This is a genomic window from Streptomyces sp. NPDC031479, assembly GCF_055581065.1.
On sequence record NZ_JBVIKC010000008.1, the window covers coordinates 1 to 18,142 of the forward strand.

The 18,142-nt window shown below is 71.1% G+C and carries 15 protein-coding genes and 2 tRNA genes; 12 read left to right on the forward strand and 5 right to left on the reverse strand.

The features are described from left to right. The first annotated feature begins 121 nt into the window (after positions 1 to 121). On the forward strand, positions 122 to 928 hold the full coding sequence (locus tag ACZ5D2_RS11445; RefSeq protein WP_371678527.1) for an Fpg/Nei family DNA glycosylase: 807 nt from the start codon (positions 122 to 124) through the stop codon (positions 926 to 928). 100 nt (positions 929 to 1,028) lie between these two features. On the opposite strand, the gene ACZ5D2_RS11450 is transcribed toward ACZ5D2_RS11445, so the two are convergent. Then, a complete protein-coding gene (locus ACZ5D2_RS11450; RefSeq protein ID WP_468928769.1) occupies positions 1,029 to 2,267 on the reverse strand; it encodes a GNAT family N-acetyltransferase in 1,239 nt (412 codons plus the stop codon). Positions 2,268 to 2,384: 117 nt separating this feature from the next. On the opposite strand from ACZ5D2_RS11450, the gene ACZ5D2_RS11455 reads away from it, so the two are divergent. The 4 genes from ACZ5D2_RS11455 (at position 2,385) to ACZ5D2_RS11470 (ending at position 5,877) form a co-directional block, all read left to right on the forward strand. Continuing rightward, complete coding sequence (locus tag ACZ5D2_RS11455) at positions 2,385 to 3,527, forward strand: PP2C family protein-serine/threonine phosphatase (protein WP_371678529.1); 1,143 nt, start codon at positions 2,385 to 2,387, stop codon at positions 3,525 to 3,527. Between the two features lie 132 nt (positions 3,528 to 3,659). Continuing rightward, complete coding sequence (locus tag ACZ5D2_RS11460) at positions 3,660 to 5,054, forward strand: pyridoxal phosphate-dependent decarboxylase family protein (RefSeq protein ID WP_468928771.1); 1,395 nt, start codon at positions 3,660 to 3,662, stop codon at positions 5,052 to 5,054. Beyond that, positions 5,051 to 5,506 (forward strand): HD domain-containing protein, encoded by a 456-nt coding sequence (locus ACZ5D2_RS11465; RefSeq protein ID WP_266839024.1) that lies wholly within the window; start codon positions 5,051 to 5,053, stop codon positions 5,504 to 5,506. The genes ACZ5D2_RS11460 and ACZ5D2_RS11465 overlap by 4 nt, the downstream gene beginning before the upstream one ends. A 176-nt stretch (positions 5,507 to 5,682) precedes the next feature. Then, positions 5,683 to 5,877, forward strand: coding sequence for a hypothetical protein (locus tag ACZ5D2_RS11470; protein WP_030229627.1), 195 nt, complete (start codon positions 5,683 to 5,685; stop codon positions 5,875 to 5,877). A 206-nt stretch (positions 5,878 to 6,083) separates the two neighbouring features. Here the strand turns inward: ACZ5D2_RS11470 and ACZ5D2_RS11475 are convergent. Continuing rightward, positions 6,084 to 6,154: transfer RNA gene (locus tag ACZ5D2_RS11475), tRNA-Gly, on the reverse strand. Between the two features lie 180 nt (positions 6,155 to 6,334). On the opposite strand from ACZ5D2_RS11475, the gene ACZ5D2_RS11480 reads away from it, so the two are divergent. From ACZ5D2_RS11480 to clpX, 5 genes are all read left to right on the forward strand, one after another. After that, positions 6,335 to 6,411 (forward strand) — tRNA-Pro (locus ACZ5D2_RS11480). A 179-nt stretch (positions 6,412 to 6,590) separates the two neighbouring features. After that, on the forward strand, positions 6,591 to 7,979 hold the full coding sequence (gene tig, locus ACZ5D2_RS11485) for a trigger factor (RefSeq protein ID WP_266839022.1): 1,389 nt from the start codon (positions 6,591 to 6,593) through the stop codon (positions 7,977 to 7,979). 291 nt (positions 7,980 to 8,270) lie between these two features. After that, on the forward strand, positions 8,271 to 8,888 hold the full coding sequence (locus ACZ5D2_RS11490; RefSeq protein ID WP_030229632.1) for an ATP-dependent Clp protease proteolytic subunit: 618 nt from the start codon (positions 8,271 to 8,273) through the stop codon (positions 8,886 to 8,888). A gap of 73 nt (positions 8,889 to 8,961) precedes the next feature. Then, the gene (locus ACZ5D2_RS11495; protein WP_371678548.1) at positions 8,962 to 9,642 is read left to right on the forward strand and encodes an ATP-dependent Clp protease proteolytic subunit; all 681 of its coding nucleotides are present in this window, start codon (positions 8,962 to 8,964) and stop codon (positions 9,640 to 9,642) included. A 154-nt stretch (positions 9,643 to 9,796) separates the two neighbouring features. Then, complete coding sequence (clpX, locus tag ACZ5D2_RS11500; protein ID WP_030229634.1) at positions 9,797 to 11,083, forward strand: ATP-dependent Clp protease ATP-binding subunit ClpX; 1,287 nt, start codon at positions 9,797 to 9,799, stop codon at positions 11,081 to 11,083. Between the two features lie 72 nt (positions 11,084 to 11,155). Here clpX and ACZ5D2_RS11505 read toward each other — a convergent pair whose 3' ends face one another. Together ACZ5D2_RS11505 and ACZ5D2_RS11510 are read right to left on the reverse strand one after the other, a co-directional pair. After that, positions 11,156 to 12,130 carry a hypothetical protein gene (locus ACZ5D2_RS11505; protein ID WP_371678549.1) on the reverse strand — a complete coding sequence of 325 codons (975 nt, stop codon included), beginning with the start codon at positions 12,128 to 12,130 and terminating at the stop codon, positions 11,156 to 11,158. Between the two features lie 93 nt (positions 12,131 to 12,223). Next, positions 12,224 to 12,850, reverse strand: a complete 627-nt coding sequence (locus ACZ5D2_RS11510; protein ID WP_371678550.1) for a hypothetical protein — start codon at positions 12,848 to 12,850, stop codon at positions 12,224 to 12,226. Between the two features lie 98 nt (positions 12,851 to 12,948). Between ACZ5D2_RS11510 and ACZ5D2_RS11515 the strand changes: the two genes are divergently transcribed. Together ACZ5D2_RS11515 and ACZ5D2_RS11520 are read left to right on the forward strand one after the other, a co-directional pair. Then, a complete protein-coding gene (locus ACZ5D2_RS11515) occupies positions 12,949 to 15,570 on the forward strand; it encodes a valine--tRNA ligase (RefSeq protein WP_371678551.1) in 2,622 nt (873 codons plus the stop codon). A 216-nt stretch (positions 15,571 to 15,786) separates the two neighbouring features. Further along, positions 15,787 to 16,935 (forward strand): sensor histidine kinase, encoded by a 1,149-nt coding sequence (locus tag ACZ5D2_RS11520; RefSeq protein WP_371678552.1) that lies wholly within the window; start codon positions 15,787 to 15,789, stop codon positions 16,933 to 16,935. Positions 16,936 to 17,001: 66 nt separating this feature from the next. Here ACZ5D2_RS11520 and ACZ5D2_RS11525 read toward each other — a convergent pair whose 3' ends face one another. Further along, positions 17,002 to 18,039: a rod shape-determining protein gene (locus tag ACZ5D2_RS11525; RefSeq protein WP_371678553.1), complete on the reverse strand. Its 1,038-nt coding sequence runs from the start codon at positions 18,037 to 18,039 to the stop codon at positions 17,002 to 17,004. Positions 18,040 to 18,142 lie beyond the last annotated feature (103 nt).

The window sequence follows — 18,142 nt, forward strand, 5'->3', positions numbered from 1 at the left end:
CCCCCCCCCCCCCCCCCCCCCCCCCCCCCCCCCCCCCCCCCCCCCCCCCCCCCCCCCCCCCCCCCCCCCCCCCCCCCCCCCCCCCCCCCCCCCCGACCCACCCGGACGTAGGAGCAGTGCCGTGCCCGAGGGGCATACGATCCACCGCCTCGCCCAGGACCACACCGAGCGCTTCGCCGCCCGGACGGTCCGGGTCAGCAGCCCCCAGGGCCGGTTCGCCGAGAGCGCGGCCCTCCTCGACGGGCGCGAGCTGGAGAGCGCCGAGGCCCACGGCAAGCACCTCTTCCTGGAACTCGGCGACGCCTGGATCCACATCCATCTCGGCCTCTTCGGCAAGCTCGGCTTCGGCCCCGCCCCGGCCCCTCCGGCCACCGACACGGTCCGGCTGCGGCTGCTGAACGAGGAGCACTACGCCGACCTGCGCGGCCCCACCGCGTGCGCCGTCGTCGCCGAGGGCGAGAAGAAGGCGATACACGACCGGCTCGGCCCCGACCCGCTGCGCCCGGCCGACGACCCGGACCGCGCCTGGAGGCGGATCTCCCGCTCCCGCACCACCGTCGCCGCCCTGCTCATGGACCAGAAGGTCGTCGCGGGCGTCGGCAACGTCTACCGAGCCGAGGTCCTCTTCCGGCACGGCATCGACCCGTACCGGCTCGGCAAGGACCTCGCGCGGAGCGAGTGGGACGCGATCTGGACCGACCTCGTGGCGCTGATGCGCGAGGGCGTGCGGAACAACCGGATCGACACCGTCCGCGACGAGCACCTGCCCGAGGCGATGGGCCGCCCGCCGCGCGTGGACGACCACGGCGGCGAGGTGTACGTCTACCGGCGCGCCGCCATGCCCTGCCACGTCTGCGGGAGCGAGATCCGCACCGCCGGCCTCGCCGCCCGCAACCTCTTCTGGTGCCCCGGCTGCCAGTCCCGCTGACCGCCCGCGGCCTCCCGTCCCGCTGCGGCGGACCCGGAAGCCTCCCGTCCCGCTGCGGGCGAACCCAGCCCCCCGGCCTCCCGTCCCGCCCTGGGCGACCCTAGAAGCCGTGCGGGAGCCAGGGCGCGACGTCCCCGGCGAAGGCGCGGGAAGCCCGCGTCAGGGCGCCCGGACGCAGCTCGCGCACCAGGCCCGCCGCCGCCAGCGAGGCCAGGGTGATCCCGCCGAGGTACGCCGAGCCCAGCTCCCGGACCGACAGCGCCAGGTCCGCCCCGTCCTCGGTCCGCTCGCACCGCACCGCGCCGTCCGCGCCCGCCGTCAGCCGCCACCGGCCCGCGTTCCACGGGCAGAAGGCGTCCTCGACCTCCAGGACCACGTCCAGCGGGGCCCCGTAGGCCCGCGCACCGAGCGCCGCCGGCAGGTCCACCAGCCGCACGTGCAGCGAGTCCCGCTGCCGCGTCCGGATCCGCCGGATGTCGCTGACCAGGTGCAGCAGCGGATCGTCCACCGGCCGCCCGAACGCGCGCACGCTCCAGGTGAGGTCGATCCCGAAGAGGTAGCGCCACAGCGCCGCGTACGCCGCCGGGTGCAGCGCGTCCACGTCCTGGACCTGGACCTTGCCGTCCGAGCCGCTCTGCTCCCAGTCCGGCGCGACCCGGTAACGGGCGTATCCGACGACCTCGCCGTCCGCGTCCTCGGCCACCACGCACTTCAGCGGCGAGGCCCCGCCCCGGTGCCCCTCCGGGTCGAGCAGCGTCTTGAGGTCCCAGCCGGGCTGCCGGGCCGGCATGCCGGGACGCCGGGCGACCAGCCGGGCGTAGACCCGCTCGCAGTCGGGCAGGGCCTTCTCCGGGTCGACCAGGCGCAGCCGTACGTCGTCCGTCCCCGGGGGCACGGAGAGTCGCACCCGGGTCGTGTCGACGTCCACGGAGAGGGCGTAGGTGGCGGTGCCGTAGCCGAAGCGTCCGTAGATCGCCGGATCCGAGGCCGTCAGCACGGCGATCGGCTCGCCACCCGCACGGACGTCGTCCAATTGGCGCCGCATCAGCGAGGTGAGCACCCCGTGGCGGCGGTGCGTCGGGGCGACGCCCACCATCGTCACGCCGGCCGCCGGAACCGGCGCGCCGCCGCCCGGCACCGAGAGCCGGAAACTGAAGGCCGAGGCCGAGCCGACGCAGTTCTCACCGTCCCACACGCCGAGTGAACGTTCCGGCTCGGTCAGGGACCGGAAGGTCTTGCGGTGCTGCGGGGATTCGGGCACGCCGCCGAACGCCAGTTCCAGATGATCGAACCAGACGTCCCAGTCATCCATTGACAAAACGCGCATCTCAAGAGCCATGTGATCATCCTTACCAGGGCATTCCGTCGCGGTCGAAGTGTTTTCGACCGTCGAAGGCCACGTGGTCCGGGGGTACCCCTGCGCGGGCACAGCCAGGATGGATAGGGTCCCGATGCAATGGCCGGAGCACGTGTGGAGACGCTCATGGCCCGGACGCGCATGCTGTGGCACCGGGCCCGCACAGCGCTGCGCAAATCCGCCGTCGACTACTTCCGCGGCGACGCCTCCGACTGGCTCGCCTTCGCCGGACTCCTGCTGACCGTCCCCGCCATCGCCTGCGGCACCATGATGCTGCCGGTCTGGTTCTCCCCGTCGGCCCTGGTCCTGCCCATCGTGGCCGGTGGCCTGCTGCTGCGGCCCGCGAGCCTGATCGCCCTCTACGCCGCCTCCGCGACCGCCCTGATCGTCGAGGCCCTGGTGCTCGGCCCGTACACCGAAGGGCCCGCCCGGGTCACCCCGGGAACCGTCCTGGTGGTCGCCGCCTGCGGCTTCTTCGGGCTGGTCATCGCCCAGTTCCGCAGCCGCGTCGGCGTGCCCTGGCGGCGCGGCGGCACCATGCTCTTCGACCTGCGCGAACGGATCCGGGTCCAGAGCAAGCTGCCCGCCCTGCCGCGGGGCTGGCACCGCGAGATGGCCCTGAGGCCGGCCGGGGGCCAGTCCTTCTCCGGCGACTTCGTGGTCGCCGCCCGCACCGACGGCGGCCGCACCCTGGAGATCGTCCTCACCGACGTCTCCGGCAAGGGCATGGAGGCGGGCTCGCGGGCCCTCCTGCTCAGCGGGGCCTTCGGCGGCCTCCTCGGCGCCCTCCCGCACCGGGACTTCCTCCCCGCCGCCAACGGCTACCTGCTGCGCCAGGACTGGGACGAGGGCTTCGCCACCTCCATCCACCTCGTCCTGGACCTGGAGACCGGCGACTACGAACTGCTCTCCGCCGGCCACCTCCCCGCCCTCCAGCTCTCCGCCGGCACCGGCCGCTGGCGGGAGGTCACCGGGGAGGGACCGCTGCTCGGCGTCTACGACGGCGCGGAGTTCACCCCGGCCCGGGGCAACCTGCGGCGGGGCGACGTCCTGATGCTGTTCACCGACGGGCTCGTCGAGACGGCGGAGCGAGAGATCAGCGAGGGCATCGACCGCCTCACGGGCGAGGCCGACCGCTACGTCGCCGCGGGGTGGGAGGGCGCGGCGTGGCACCTGATCGAGAAGGTGGCCAAGGACGTCAACGACGACCGCGCCCTCCTCCTCATCCGCCGCTCCCCCTGAGGGGACCGGCCTCTGGCGGGGTCCCGGCCCCCGGCGGAGCCGCCCCGCCCCCGGCGGAACCGCTCGGCCGGGCGGGCCAATCAGCGGGGATTGGCCCGTCCCCCGCGACCGCCGGAGGCCTACCGTGCCGCCATGGACCGCACCCTCGCCGCCGATCTGGCCCGTCTGCCCGACCTCCTCGACGCCACCCGCCGCGCCGCCACCGAGGCCCTCGCCGCGCTCGACGCGCGGCCCGTCGTACCGGCCGCCGCGGCCGCCGCCCCGCCCGCCCCCGAGCCGCTGCCCGAGCACGGCAGCGGCACCGAGGCGGCCCTGGAGGCCTTCCGGTCCCGCTGGGCCCTCCGGTTCTCGGCCTCCGCCGGCCCCCGCTACCTCGGCTTCGTCACCGGCGGAGCCACCCCCGCCGCCCTCGCCGGCGACTGGCTGACCGCCGCCCACGACCAGAACTCCAACTCCGCCTTCGACGGTGCGGGCCAGCACCTCGAACGCGAGACCACCGGCTGGCTGCGCGGCCTCTTCGGCCTCTCCGACGCCCACACCGGCACCTTCGTCAGCGGCGCCACCATGTCCAACACCGTCGGCCTGGCCATCGCCCGCGAATGGCTCGGCGAACGCCTCGGCGTCTCCCCGGCCGAGGACGGCGCGGCGGCCCTCGGGCCCGTCCGCGTCCTGTCCGGCGCTCCGCACTCCTCCATCGCCAAGGCCCTCTCCGTCCTCGGTCTCGGCCGGGCGAGTCTCGTACGGGTCCCCACGCTCCCCGGCCGGGAGGCCGTCGACCCCGCCGCGCTCGACCGCGCGCTCGCCGACGGCTCCGGACCGGCCGTGGTCGTCGCCAACGCCGGCACCGTCAACACCGTCGACTTCGACGACCTCCCCGCCCTCGACGCCCTGCGCCCCCGCCACGACTTCTGGCTGCACACCGACGCCGCCTTCGGCGCCTTCGCCGCCCTCTCCCCGCGCCACGCCCACCTCACCGCCGGCCTCGACGCCTCCGACTCCGTCTGCGTCGACCTGCACAAGTGGCTCAACGTCCCCTACGACAGCGCCGTCCAGTTCACCCGCCGCCGCGACCTGCAGACCCGTGTCTTCCAGAACTCCGCGGCCTACCTCGGCCCCCTCGGCGACGACCCCGACCTCGTCCACCTCACCCCCGAGAACTCCCACCGGCTGCGGGCGCTGGCCGCCTGGTTCACGCTCCGCGCCTACGGCCGCGCGGGCCACCGCGAGATCGTCGAACGCGACGTCGACTGCGCCCGCGCCCTCGCCGAGGAAGTGGAACGCGAACCGGCCCTGCGCCTGCTCGCCCCGGTCCGGCTCAACGTCGTCTGCTTCACCCTCGCCACCGCCCCCACCCCCGAACGCCTGACCGCCCTGCGCGAGGCCGCCGGCGCCGAGGTCTTCGTGACCCCCACCGTCTACGGGGGAACCCCCGCCCTGCGCGCGGCGTTCTCCAACTGGCGTACCACGCAGGCGGATGTGCGCCGGGCCGCCCAGGCCCTCCGAACGGCAGCGAAGGGGATCGCATGACACAGCAACCGCTGACCCTCCTGGAGGTCGAAGCCCTCGCCCGCGGGGCGCACGAGGGCCAGACCGACAAGGCCGGCCGGCCCTACGCCGAGCACCTCGCGGCCGTGGCCGAGGGCGTCCGCCTGCGCGGCGGCACCCCGGCGCAGCAGGCGGCGGCCTGGCTCCACGACGCCGTCGAGGACGAGGCCCTCACCCCCGCCGAGCTCGCCGCCACGCCTGTCCCGCAGGAGGTCAAGGCCATGGTGCTGGCCCTCACCAAACGCCCCGGGGAGCCGGTGGAGGAGTACGCGGCCCGCATCCTCGCCACCCCCGGCGCGGCCCTCGTCAAGGAGGCCGACCTCGCGCACAACGCCGACCCCGTACGCCTCTCCGTACTGGACGCCCCCACCCGCGACCGGCTGACCGCGAAGTACGCGTACGTGCGCTCCCTCCTCGGCATCACCACCCCGTGACCCGTACCCCATGCCCGAAATGCGCCGAGTGCGGGTCCGCTTGGCGGGAATGAGGCGATGGCGATTCGTCACGGGACGGGTAGCCGGGCCCGGTTGGTGGGAGGATGGTGCATGTGGGGGTGTGCGCCGCCGTACGCCCCGGGCCGGCCAGGGGACGACCGAAGGTGTGATCAGTAGTGGCCATTTCGCTGTCAGTGGTGGTTCTGTTGGCGGTCATCCTGGTGATCCTCATCCGCGGCAAGCACATGAAGGCCGGCCCCGCGATCGTCGCGGTCCTCTTCGGCTTCTTCCTCGCGTCCAGCTCCATCGCCCCGGACGTCAACCGCTTCCTGAACTCCCTCGCCGACACCATCGCGGGGATCAAGCTCTAGCGAAACGACCCGGCTCCGGGCCCGGGGAGACGCCGCCCGGGATCCTGGATGCCGGCGGAACGGGTGGGGCGCTGGGCAGACCTCCGGTGGTTCCCCCTCCGGCCGATCGACCCAGTGCCACCCCACGTCCGCGTTGAACGCCGCCCCGGGAACGACGAAGGGCCAGGTCGAGGAAATCTCCTCTGACCTGGCCCTTTGTGCTTCAGAGCGGGTGACGGGAATCGAACCCGCGTAGCTAGTTTGGAAGACTAGGGCTCTACCATTGAGCTACACCCGCAACATGCGCGCCGCAGGTCCGGGGACCGTGGCACGGACAGCATCCTAGCGGGTCGCGCAGGGTGAGCGCACACCCCTTTCCCGTCGCCGTGTCCGGCGTCGGAGCCGCGCGCGCGTGCGGCGCCCGGAAAACCGCGCGCATCAGAGGGTCTCCGGGCATGTACCCTACGTGTCGCACCGACGGGGTGTGGCGCAGCTTGGTAGCGCGTCCGCTTTGGGAGCGGAAGGTCGTCGGTTCGAATCCGGCCACCCCGACCATCCAGTACCGCCTGCACCAAGATCACGGATCGAAGATCGCGTTGTGGGCTGATTGCCGCTTGCGGTTACTATGCAAGCTGCGTGCCCGTGTGTCTGATGTACCGGGCCGAATCCGTCGAACCGCTGAATCGCAGCGTTCCGGCAGAACCCCAAGCAGTCAGCCACAAGGAGACCGAACCGTGAAGAGCGCCGTGGAGACCCTGAACCCGACTCGGGTTCGGCTCACTGTTGAGGTGCCCTTCGAGGAGCTCAAGGACAGCCTCGACGCGGCGTACAAGAAGATCAACCAGCAGGTCACGGTGAAGGGCTTCCGCAAGGGCAAGATCCCCGCGCGCGTCATCGACCAGCGCTTCGGCCGCGGTGCGGTGCTGGAGGAGGCCGTCAACGACGCCCTCCCGAAGTTCTACACCGAGGCGGTCAACGAGGCCGACCTGAACCCGCTGGGCCAGCCCGAGGTCGACATCACGGAGCTGAAGGACGGCGAGCTGCTCGCCTTCACCGCCGAGGTCGACGTGCGCCCCGAGATCGAGATCCCGGACTACTCCGGCATCGAGGTCGAGGTCGACGCCATCGAGGTCTCCGACGAGGACGTCGAGAAGTCGGTCGAGCAGCTGCGCGGCCGCTTCGCGTCCACCAAGGACGTCGAGCGCGCCGCCCAGGACGGCGACGTCGTCACCATCGACCTGGAGGCCAAGGTCGACGGAGAGGTGCTGGAGGACGGTGTCGCCAGCGACGTGTCCTACACCATCGGCTCGGGCGAGCTCCTCGACGGCATCGACGAGGCCGTCAAGGGCCTGGAGGCCGGTGGCGAGGCCACCTTCACCTCCCAGCTGAAGGGCGGCTCCGCCGAGGGCAAGGACGCCGAGGTCACCGTCAAGGTCACCAAGGTCTCCGCCCGTGAGCTGCCGGAGCTGGACGACGAGTTCGCCCAGATGGCGAGCGAGTTCGACACCCTCGAGGAGCTCAAGGCGGACAGCCGCAAGCGCCTGGAGAACATGAAGCAGTACGACCAGGCCACCCAGGCCCAGGAGCGCGTGCTGGAGAAGTTCCTGGAGCTCGCGGAGATCCCCGTCCCCGAGAAGCTGCTCGCGGACGAGGTCCAGACCCGCAAGCACAACCTGGAGCACCACCAGCTCGGCCAGATGGGCCTGAACCTGGAGAAGTTCCTGGAGATCCAGGGCAAGACGGTCGAGGAGTTCGACGCCGAGACCGCCGAGCAGGCCGTCAAGGGCATCAAGACCCAGTTCCTGCTGGACGCCCTGGTCAACAAGGAGAAGCTGGGCGTCAACCAGGAGGAGCTCACCGAGCACCTCATGCGCCGCGCGCAGTCCTCGGGCATGTCCCCGGACCAGTTCGCCCAGGCCGTCGTCGAGGGTGGCCAGGTGCCGATGCTCGTCGGCGAGGTCGCCCGCGGCAAGGCCCTCGCGGTCGTCGTCGAGAAGGCCAAGGTCGTCGACACCAACGGTGAGGTCATCGACCTCTCCGACGAGGACGAGACCGAGGCCGCCGTCGAGGTCGTCGAGGACGCCGTCGACGGTGACACCGAGGTGAAGGCCGAAGAGGCCTAGGCAACACCCCTGGGCCGAGCCCGTGGAGCAGTAGTGGCAAGGGTCCGGACGCGGTCGCGTCCGGGCCCTTCGCCGTCCCTTCGTGACCCTCCTCGTGGGGCCCGGTCACCTTGCGCTCCGAGCGAACAGTTCGGGAAGCGGGATGGCGTTGTCCTACCTGCGCGTTAGGGTCCATGAATACGAGGGCACGGGAGTACCCGAAGCCGGCGGGCATCGCCCCACCGGTAGGTCCGCGCCCCAGAACGAGACGCTGAGACGGCATGTGGCCGTCGGAGACGAGCAGGTGGATACGTGACGAATCTGAAGCCTTACGCCGCGGGTGAGCCGTCCATCGGTGGCGGCCTCGGCGACCATGTCTACAACCGGCTGCTCGGCGAGCGCATCATCTTCCTCGGCCAGCAGGTCGACGACGACATCGCGAACAAGATCACGGCGCAGCTCCTCCTCCTGGCCGCCGAGCCGGAGAAGGACATCTACCTGTACATCAACAGCCCCGGTGGCTCGGTGACGGCGGGCATGGCGGTCTACGACACCATGCAGTACATCCCGAACGACGTCGTCACCATCGGCATGGGAATGGCGGCCTCCATGGGCCAGTTCCTGCTCACCGGCGGCACCGCCGGCAAGCGCTTCTCCCTGCCGAACACCGACATCCTGATGCACCAGGGCTCCGCCGGCATCGGCGGCACCGCCTCGGACATCAAGATCCAGGCCCAGTACCTGCTGCGCACCAAGCAGCGCATGGCTGAGATCACCGCGCACCACTCGGGCCAGACCGTGGAGGCGATCATCCGCGACGGCGACCGCGACCGCTGGTTCACGGCGGAGGAGGCCAAGGCGTACGGCCTGATCGACGAGATCATCTCGGCCGCCTCCCTGGTTCCCGGCGGCGGCGGCACCGGGGCCTGATCCCGGCCCCGGCGTACGGCCCTCCGTACCGCCCGCCCGCACAGGCACCCTCAGCCCGCAGAACGCCACCAGGATGGTGAACACCCAGATGCAGAACAACTTCTCCGCGAACTTCTCCGCGAGCGGCCTCTACTCCGGCCCGCAGGTGGACAACCGCTACGTCATCCCGCGCTTCGTCGAGCGCACCTCGCAGGGCGTGCGCGAGTACGACCCGTACGCGAAGCTCTTCGAGGAGCGCGTCATCTTCCTCGGCGTGCAGATCGACGACGCCTCCGCCAACGACGTCATGGCGCAGCTGCTGTGCCTGGAGTCGATGGACCCGGACCGCGACATCTCGATCTACATCAACAGCCCCGGTGGTTCCTTCACCGCGCTGACGGCGATCTACGACACGATGCAGTTCGTGAAGCCGGACATCCAGACGGTCTGCATGGGCCAGGCGGCCTCCGCCGCCGCCGTCCTGCTGGCCGCCGGTACCCCCGGCAAGCGCATGGCGCTGCCGAACGCCCGCGTGCTGATCCACCAGCCCTCGGGCGGCACCGGCCGTGAGCAGCTCTCCGACCTGGAGATCGCGGCCAACGAGATCCTGCGCATGCGCGACCAGCTGGAGGCCATGCTGGCCAAGCACTCGACCACGCCGATCGAGAAGATCCGCGAGGACATCGAGCGCGACAAGATCCTGACGGCCGAGGACGCTCTCGCGTACGGCCTGATCGACCAGATCGTCTCCACCCGCAAGAGCAGCGCGGTCTGATCCTTGCCGTCAGTTGACGTGGGCGCGTCGTCGCATTGGGCGATGTGAACCACGTCAAGGGGGCCCCGCTCGGGGCCCCCGGCAAGGTACCGTCGGATATGAGGCACCAGGAGTCGCTGAACCAAGCGTCTCCCAGGCGAAGGGGAAGCACCTCGTGGCACGCATCGGTGACGGCGGCGATCTGCTCAAGTGCTCGTTCTGCGGAAAGAGCCAGAAGCAGGTGAAGAAGCTCATCGCAGGACCCGGTGTGTACATCTGCGACGAGTGCATCGACCTCTGCAACGAGATCATCGAAGAGGAACTCGCGGAAACCTCCGAGGTCCGGTGGGAGGAACTCCCCAAGCCCCGTGAGATCTACGAGTTCCTGGAGAGCTACGTCGTCGGCCAGGAGCCGGCGAAGAAGGCGCTCTCGGTAGCGGTCTACAACCACTACAAGCGGGTCCAGGCCGGCGAGAACGGCGGCGCGCAGGGCCGTGACGACGCGATCGAACTCGCGAAGTCCAACATCCTGCTGCTCGGCCCCACCGGCTCCGGCAAGACCCTGCTCGCGCAGACGCTCGCCCGCATGCTCAACGTCCCGTTCGCCATCGCGGACGCGACGGCGCTGACGGAGGCCGGGTACGTCGGTGAGGACGTCGAGAACATCCTGCTGAAGCTGATCCAGGCGGCGGACTACGACGTCAAGAAGGCCGAGACCGGGATCATCTACATCGACGAGATCGACAAGGTCGCCCGCAAGAGCGAGAACCCGTCGATCACGCGCGACGTCTCGGGCGAGGGCGTGCAGCAGGCCCTGCTGAAGATCCTGGAAGGCACGACGGCCTCCGTCCCGCCGCAGGGCGGACGCAAGCACCCGCACCAGGAGTTCATCCAGATCGACACGACGAACGTGCTCTTCATCGTGGGCGGCGCCTTCGCCGGCCTGGAGAAGATCATCGAGTCGCGCGCGGGCGCCAAGGGCATCGGCTTCGGGGCGACGATCCGCTCGAAGCGCGAGATCGAGGCGAGCGACCAGTTCCAGGAGGTCATGCCGGAGGACCTGGTGAAGTTCGGGATGATCCCCGAGTTCATCGGCCGCCTGCCCGTCCTGACCTCGGTGCACAACCTGGACCGCGAGGCGCTCCTCCAGATCCTGGTGGAGCCGCGCAACGCCCTGGTGAAGCAGTACCAGCGCCTGTTCGAACTCGACGGCGTGGAGCTGGACTTCGAGCGCGAGGCCCTCGAAGCCATCGCGGACCAGGCGATCCTCCGCCAGACCGGCGCGCGCGGCCTGCGCGCCATCATGGAAGAGGTCCTGATGTCGGTGATGTACGAGGTCCCGTCCCGCAAGGACGTGGCCCGCGTGGTCATCACCGCCGACGTGGTCCGCTCCAACGTCAACCCGACGCTGGTCCCCCGCATCGTCCCGAAGGACCAGGGCCCGCACGAGAAGTCGGCGTAGCCGGTCGTCCGTCGTACGCAGAAGGGGCGCTCCTGATCGGGAGCGCCCCTTCTGCGTATGTCCTGCCGACCGCTACTTCTTGACGCGGGCGGTGTTGTACAGCTTCGCCGCGAGGTCCGCGGTCTGCTCCAGGGTGTAGCCGGGCTTGCCCGCGAGGAGGGAAGCCGCGTCACTGGCGCTCACTGCGGCCAGGGTGCTGTAGTCACCCCAAATGCAGACGGGCAGGGTGAATTCCTTGATCCCCTTGGTCGCCGTCGGGTCCTTCGGGGTGGCCTTGATCTCCTGGCACTTGAGCACTGCGCCCTTGAAGCCCGCCGGGGTGAACGACTTGGGACTGCCCACGAGCTCGACCGTCGACTTGTCGTTCTTCTGCGCGGCGTTCATCTTGAACAGGGCGAAGTAGGCGTCCACCGACTTCTCGGGGTCGGCGAGTTCACCGTAGAGACCGCTGAAGGTGAGGCTCTTGGCGGTCAGCAGGTTCTTCGGGTCGCCGGCCTTGTAGCTCATGCCCACCTGGGTGGGGTTCTTGATGCCCGCGGCTTCGGCTTCCTGCTTGTCCTTGTCGCTGATGGGCTGCTCTTTGTATTCCGGGTTCTTCTGGAACTCGCCCACCGACTCCGGGGCCACCAGCTTGTAGCCCTTCGTGGCGTCCGAGACCGAGCCGCCCGAGCCGCCGCCCAGGAACCACCAGCCGGCGCCGCCGATCACGGCCACGACCAGGACCACCGCGATGACCGGGCCGGCCTTGGACTTCTTCGGGGGCTGCGGCGGGGGCATGTACCCCTGCTGCGGGGGCTGCTGGTAGCCGTACGCGGGCTGGGGCTGCTGCGGGGGCTGCTGCTGGTAGCCGCCCTGCTGGGGGAAGGCCGGCGGCGGGGGCGGGGACTGCTGCGGGTAGCCGGGCGGGGGCGGGGCCTGCTGGGGGTAGCCGTAGCCCGGCTGCGGGGCCTGCTGGCCGTACGGGCCGGGCGGCGGCGGGGGCTGCTGCCCGTAGGGACCCGGCTGCTGCGGCTGCTGCCCGTACGGACCTGGCTGGTTGTAACTCATCCCGCGTCCCCCTGTGAGGTTTGCTTATCTGTTTCACACATCCTTGCGGAAGGCCCGGCCGGTGGGGGCATCGGGGTCCCGGCCGTTACCGAACTACGACGCCTTCGGGACCTCCATCGCCGCGCGCAGGGCGCGGGTCTGCGCGGCCAGCGCCTCCAGCGTGACCGGCTTGTTCTCGACGGGGACGGTGACCGTCACCAGGGAACTGTGGTCGGCCCACGTGCACAGCGTCAGCGGTCCCGCCCCGGTCGTGAGGGTGCCGCAGCGCATCGCCCCGCCCGCGGGCGTGCCGGAATCCTGGGTGGTCGCCCCGTTGACGCCCATGGAGTGGAGGTTCTTGGTGAGTTCGGCCCCCGGGTCCTCGTCCGTGAAGGCGCCGGACGCGCCGCTGACCACCAGCTGTGCGGCTCCGGTCCGATCGGCGTAGACCACGGCCACCGGGTCGGTGCCCGGCTTGCGGGCCCCCTGCCCCTCCTTGATGGCGTCCACGCGCGGTCCGGAGTCCTGCAGCGTCAGCCCCTGGAAGGAGGCCGGCGGGACCAGCTCGTACCGGCCCGCGTCGTCGGGGCCGCCGAGGACCGCGTTCACGGCCAGCCTGCCGAGGAACACCCCCGCGCCGACGGCCAGCACCGTCACCACCGTCCGCAGGACGAGCCTGCGCTTGCGCGGTGCCTGCGGTACGGGCTGGTAGGGGAGGGGCGGCTGGACGATCTCGTTCATGGGCGCATCAGACGGGCCCGGGGCCACCGAGGTCAACGGGATGGCCCGCTGCGGTATCGATTCGTGACGCGGGCGGCACCCGCCGTATCCTGTGCCCCGTGACCGAGAACACGCAGACACCCAGTGCCCCCAACTCCGAATTGCCGACCCAGTACGCGCCGGCCGAGGTAGAGGGGAAGCTCTACGAGCGCTGGGTGGAGCGTGGCTACTTCACGGCGGATCCCGCGAGCGAGAAGCCCGCGTACACCATCGTCATCCCGCCGCCGAACGTCACTGGCTCCCTGCACCTGGGCCACGCCTTCCAGCACACGCTCATGGACGCCCTGACCCGCCGCAAGCGGATGCAGGGCCACGAGTCGCTGTGGCTGCCCGGCATGGACCACGCCGGCATCGCCACCCAGAACAAGGTCGAGCAGCAGCTCGCCGAGGAGGGCAAGTCCCGCCATGACCTGGGCCGCGAGGAGTTCGTCGAGCGGGTCTGGCAGTGGAAGGAAGAGTACGGCGGCAAGATCCTCGGCCAGATGCGGCGCCTGGGTGACGGCGTCGACTGGTCCCGTGAACGGTTCACCATGGACGAGGGCCTGTCCAAGGCCGTCCAGACGATCTTCAAGAAGCTCTACGACGACGAGCTGATCTACCGCGCCGAGCGCATCATCAACTGGTGCCCCCGCTGCCTGACGGCCATCTCCGACATCGAGGTGGAGTACCAGGAGGACGCGGGCGAGCTCGTCTCCATCACGTACGGGGAGGGCGAGGACACCCTCGTCGTCGCCACCACCCGCGCCGAGACGATGCTCGGTGACACGGCCATCGCCGTCCACCCGGACGACGAGCGCTACAAGCACCTGGTCGGCAGGCTCATCAAGCTGCCCCTCACCGACCGCTCCATCCCGGTCGTCGCGGACACGCACGTGGACCCGGAGTTCGGCACCGGCTGCGTCAAGGTGACGCCGGCCCACGACCCGAACGACTTCGCCATCGGGCAGCGCCACGGCCTGCCGAACATGACGATCATGGACGAGCGCGGCGTCATCACCGTCCACGGCCCCTTCCTCGGCCTGGACCGCTTCGAGGCGCGTTCCGCGGTCGTCGGCGCCCTGCGCGAGCAGGGCCGGATCGTCGCCGAGAAGCGCCCCTACCTGCACTCCGTCGGGCACTGCTCGCGCTGCTCCACCACCGTCGAGCCCCGCCTGTCCCTCCAGTGGTGGGTCAAGGTCGAGACCCTCGCCAAGGCCGCCGGTGACGCGGTCCGCGACGACCGGGTCAAGATCCACCCGAAGGAGATGGAGAAGCGCTACTTCGACTGGGTCGACAACCTCAACGACTGGTGCATCTCGCGCCAGCTGTGGTGGGGTCACCGCATCCCCGTCTGGTACGGCCCGGGCGGCGAGGTCGTCTGCGTCGGACCCGACGACGCGGTCCCGACCGGCGAGGGCTGGACCCAGGACACCGACGTCCTCGACACCTGGTTCTCCTCCGGCCTGTGGCCGTTCTCCACGCTCGGCTGGCCGGAGAAGACCCCGGACCTGGAGAAGTTCTACTCCACCGACGTCCTGGTCACCGGCCACGACATCATCTTCTTCTGGGTCGCCCGGATGATGATGTTCGGCCTCTACGCCATGGACGGCGAGGTCCCCTTCAAGACGATCGCCCTGACCGGCCTCGTCCGCGACGAGCGCGGCAAGAAGATGTCGAAGTCCTTCGGCAACGTCGTCGACCCGCTGGACTGGATGGACAAGTACGGCTCCGACGCCGTCCGCTTCACCCTGGCCAAGGGCGCCAACCCCGGCACCGACGTCCCGATCGGCGAGGACTGGGTCCAGGCCTCCCGCAACTTCGCCAACAAGATCTGGAACGCCACCCGCTTCGCGCTCATGAACGGGGCCACGGTCGAGGGCGACCTGCCCCCGGTCGAGAAGATGTCGGCGACCGACCGCTGGATCCTGTCCCGTCTGAACAAGACGGTCGCGCAGGTCGACGCGTACTACGAGGACTTCCAGTTCTCGAAGCTCAGCGAGGCCCTCTACCACTTCGCGTGGGACGAGGTCTTCGACTGGTACGTCGAGCTGTCGAAGACCACCTTCTTCGCGGGCGGCGAGGGCGCCGAGGTCTCCGGCCGGGTGCTCGGCGAGGTCCTGGACACCACCCTGCGCCTCCTGCACCCGGTGGTCCCGTTCGTCACCGAGACCCTGTGGACCACCCTGACCGGCGGCGAGTCCCTCGTCGTCGCCCGGTGGCCCGAGGACAGCGGCTTCCGTGACGAGGCCGCCGAGACGGAGATCGAGAACCTTCAGGCCGTCGTCACCGAGGTCCGCCGCTTCCGCGCCGACCAGGGCCTGCAGCCGGGCCAGAAGGTCCCGGCCCGCCTGGACCTGGCCGGTACGGCGCTGGCCGCGCACGAGGCCGCGATCCGGCAGCTGCTGCGCCTCCAGCCGGAGGGCGAGGACTTCAACGCCACCGCGACCCTCCCGGTCGCCGGTGCCACCGTCGCGCTGGACCTGTCCGGCACCATCGACGTGGCGGCCGAGCGCAAGCGCCTGAGCAAGGACCTGGGCGCCGCCGAGAAGGAGAAGCAGCAGGCCGGGGCGAAGCTCGGGAACGAGGCCTTCCTGGCCAAGGCCCCGGACAACGTCGTGGACAAGATCAAGGGCCGGCTGGCCAAGGCCGAGGCCGACATCGCCCGGATCCAGGCGCAGCTGGACGCGCTGCCCGCCGCGTAGGCACGGACCACGAAGGCCCCCGCACCATCGGTGCGGGGGCCTTCCCGCGTTTCCGGGGGCCGGGGATGGGGGGCCGGGGAGCGCCGCGATCGGGGCGGAAGGTCATGGGCGGACGGGCCGTCCGACCCTGTCCGAAGGCGCCCGTAGTGCCGTATATCACTTCATATGTCCGTCTCGTGGATCCGATCCGGGACGCGGACCACGGATGATGGGGGCATGCACGTCAAGCCCGCCGCCTCGGCGTTCCACCGGGTCGCGGCCTCCTGCCGCCGGCTCACCGAGGGCTGGGCCGCCTCACCACGGGCGCAGGACGTCCTGACGGCCCTGGGGTGTCTGGCCCTGATGGCGCTGGACCTGCCGGGCCTGGCCTCCGCCGACAACTCCCTCAGCGGGCCGCAGGCGGCCGTCGTGCTCACCGCGGGCTGCGCGACGCTGCTGGTGCGGCGCCGGCTGCCCTGGGCCTCGTACGTCACCGCACTGCTGTTCATCGGCTGGCTGCACGAGCTGACGCTGATCCAGTTCGCGCTGTACTCCGTCGGCCGCTACCGGGGACGGCGGGCCGGGGTGCTGGCCACCCTCGGCTACGTCGCCTTCGCGCTCGGGGTGTTCAGCCTTCCGGGCTGGCCCGAGCCGAGGGCGGAGACCCTCAGCGCCTTCCTCAGCCTGGTGGTGCCGATCGGGGTCCTCGCCTCGGCCGTGGGCATCGCCGCGTACCGGCACGACCTGGTGAACGAGCTCCAGGCCCGCCGGGCGGAGGCGGCGGTGCAGGGCGCCGTCCAGCAGGAGCGCACCTCCGTGGCCCGGGACGTCCACGACTTCGTCGGCCGGGAGCTGACCCTGCTCACGGTGCGCTCCGAGGTGCTGTCGATGCGGGCGCGCGAGACCTCGTACGCGAAGGACTTCGAGGAGCTGGCGGACACGGCGCGGCGGGCCCACCTGGTGCTGAACGAGATCATCGTGCAGCGCGGGGAGCGGGCCGCGACGCCCGGTGTGGACGGGCTGGAGGAGCTGGCGCGGGAGAGCGGCCGGGCCGGTTCACCGGTGCGTCTGGCCATGGACCCGGACGCGCACGCGCTGTCGCCGCTGCGGCAGGCGGCGGTCTACCGGGTGGTGCAGGAGTGCCTGACGAACGCGGCCAAGCACGCGCACGGCGAGACCATCGAGGTGGTGATCCGGGTGGACGGGCCGCAGCTGCGGATCGCGGTCAGCAACGGCCTCCCGGCCCGCACCCCGGGCAGGGCCCCGGTCTCGGCGGGTTCGGGCACGGCGAGCATGTCCGAGCGCGTCCGCAGCCTGGGCGGAACCCTGACGGCGACCCGCGGCGAGGACGCGTACGAGGTCGTGGCGACGCTCCCGCGCGGCTAGGCCGTCTCTCGTCGTCGAAGTGGCGCCCGGCCGCGGGCCGTACCGGCGCCACTTCGACGGCAGGACCTAGGTGAACAGGCTGCCGAGGGTGTCCAGCTCCTCGACGCACTTGCCCGAGCCGAGGGCCACGCAGTCCAGCGGGGCGTCCGCGACGAAGACCGGGATGCCCGTGGCGGAGGCGATGCGCAGGTCGAGGCCGGGCAGGAGGGCGCCGCCGCCGGTGAGGACGATGCCGTGCTGCATCACGTCGCCCGAGAGCTCGGGCGGACACTCCTCCAGGGTGCCGCGGACGGCGGCGATGATCGCCTCGACCGGCTCGTCGAGGGCGGAGCGGACGTCCGCGGCGTCCAGTTCCAGGGTCTTGGGCATGCCGCCGACCTTCTCGCGGCCGCGCACGGTGAAGGTGCGGGTCTCCAGCTCGGGCCGGTCCGGGACGGGCCAGGCCGAGCCGATGCCGATCTTGATGTCCTCGGCGGTGCGCTCGCCGATGAGCAGCGCGTGCTCCTTGCGGACGTAGTCGATGATCGCCGTGTCCAGCCGGTCCCCGCCGACGCGCAGGGACCGGGAGGTGACGATGCCGCCGAGCGAGATGACGGCCACCTCGGAGGTGCCGCCGCCGATGTCCACGACCATGGAGCCGCGCGCCTCGGCGACGGGCAGTCCGGCGCCGATCGCGGCCGCCATCGGTTCCTCGATCAGGTGGACCTTCCTGGCGCCGGCCCGGGTGGAGGCGTGGATGATGGCCCGCCGCTCGACCGGGGTCACCCCGGACGGGACGCAGATGACCATCCGGGTGCGGGGGCGTCGGCCGGGGACGGCCTTGCGGACGAAGTGCCGGATCATCTCCTCGGCGACCTCGTAGTCGCAGATCACCCCGTCCTTGAGGGGGCGGATCGCGGTGATGGAGCCCGGGGTGCGGCCGATGGTCTCCTTGGCCTCGGCGCCGACGGCGAGGGCCGTGGTCGTGCCCGCCTTGACCGCGACCACGGACGGCTCATTGAGGACGATTCCGTGCCCGCGCGCGTACACGAGGGTGTTGGCGGTCCCCAGGTCCATCCCTATGTCGCGGCTGGAAGCTGTCTTGTTGGCGCTGGCCTGCGGCATTTGTTCCCCAATCTCCTGTCCGCAAGGCTTGCATAACGATCCGGTCGCTTTCGTAGCCGAAGGTCCTGAAACGGCCGGGCCGAAAGTCCCGGGGGCCCTCGTC

Bases quoted from the DNA above. Each gene is read 5' to 3' on its own strand.
- ACZ5D2_RS11450 (WP_468928769.1), bottom strand. From the start codon at position 2,267: ATGGCTCTTGAGATGCGCGTTTTGTCAATGGATGACTGGGACGTCTGG.
- ACZ5D2_RS11455 (WP_371678529.1), top strand. From the start codon at position 2,385: ATGGCCGGAGCACGTGTGGAGACGCTCATGGCCCGGACGCGCATGCTG.
- ACZ5D2_RS11460 (WP_468928771.1), top strand. From the start codon at position 3,660: ATGGACCGCACCCTCGCCGCCGATCTGGCCCGTCTGCCCGACCTCCTC.
- ACZ5D2_RS11465 (WP_266839024.1), top strand. From the start codon at position 5,051: ATGACACAGCAACCGCTGACCCTCCTGGAGGTCGAAGCCCTCGCCCGC.
- ACZ5D2_RS11495 (WP_371678548.1), top strand. From the start codon at position 8,962: ATGGTGAACACCCAGATGCAGAACAACTTCTCCGCGAACTTCTCCGCG.
- ACZ5D2_RS11505 (WP_371678549.1), bottom strand. From the start codon at position 12,130: ATGAGTTACAACCAGCCAGGTCCGTACGGGCAGCAGCCGCAGCAGCCG.
- ACZ5D2_RS11510 (WP_371678550.1), bottom strand. From the start codon at position 12,850: ATGAACGAGATCGTCCAGCCGCCCCTCCCCTACCAGCCCGTACCGCAG.
- ACZ5D2_RS11520 (WP_371678552.1), top strand. From the start codon at position 15,787: ATGCACGTCAAGCCCGCCGCCTCGGCGTTCCACCGGGTCGCGGCCTCC.
- ACZ5D2_RS11525 (WP_371678553.1), bottom strand. From the start codon at position 18,039: ATGCCGCAGGCCAGCGCCAACAAGACAGCTTCCAGCCGCGACATAGGG.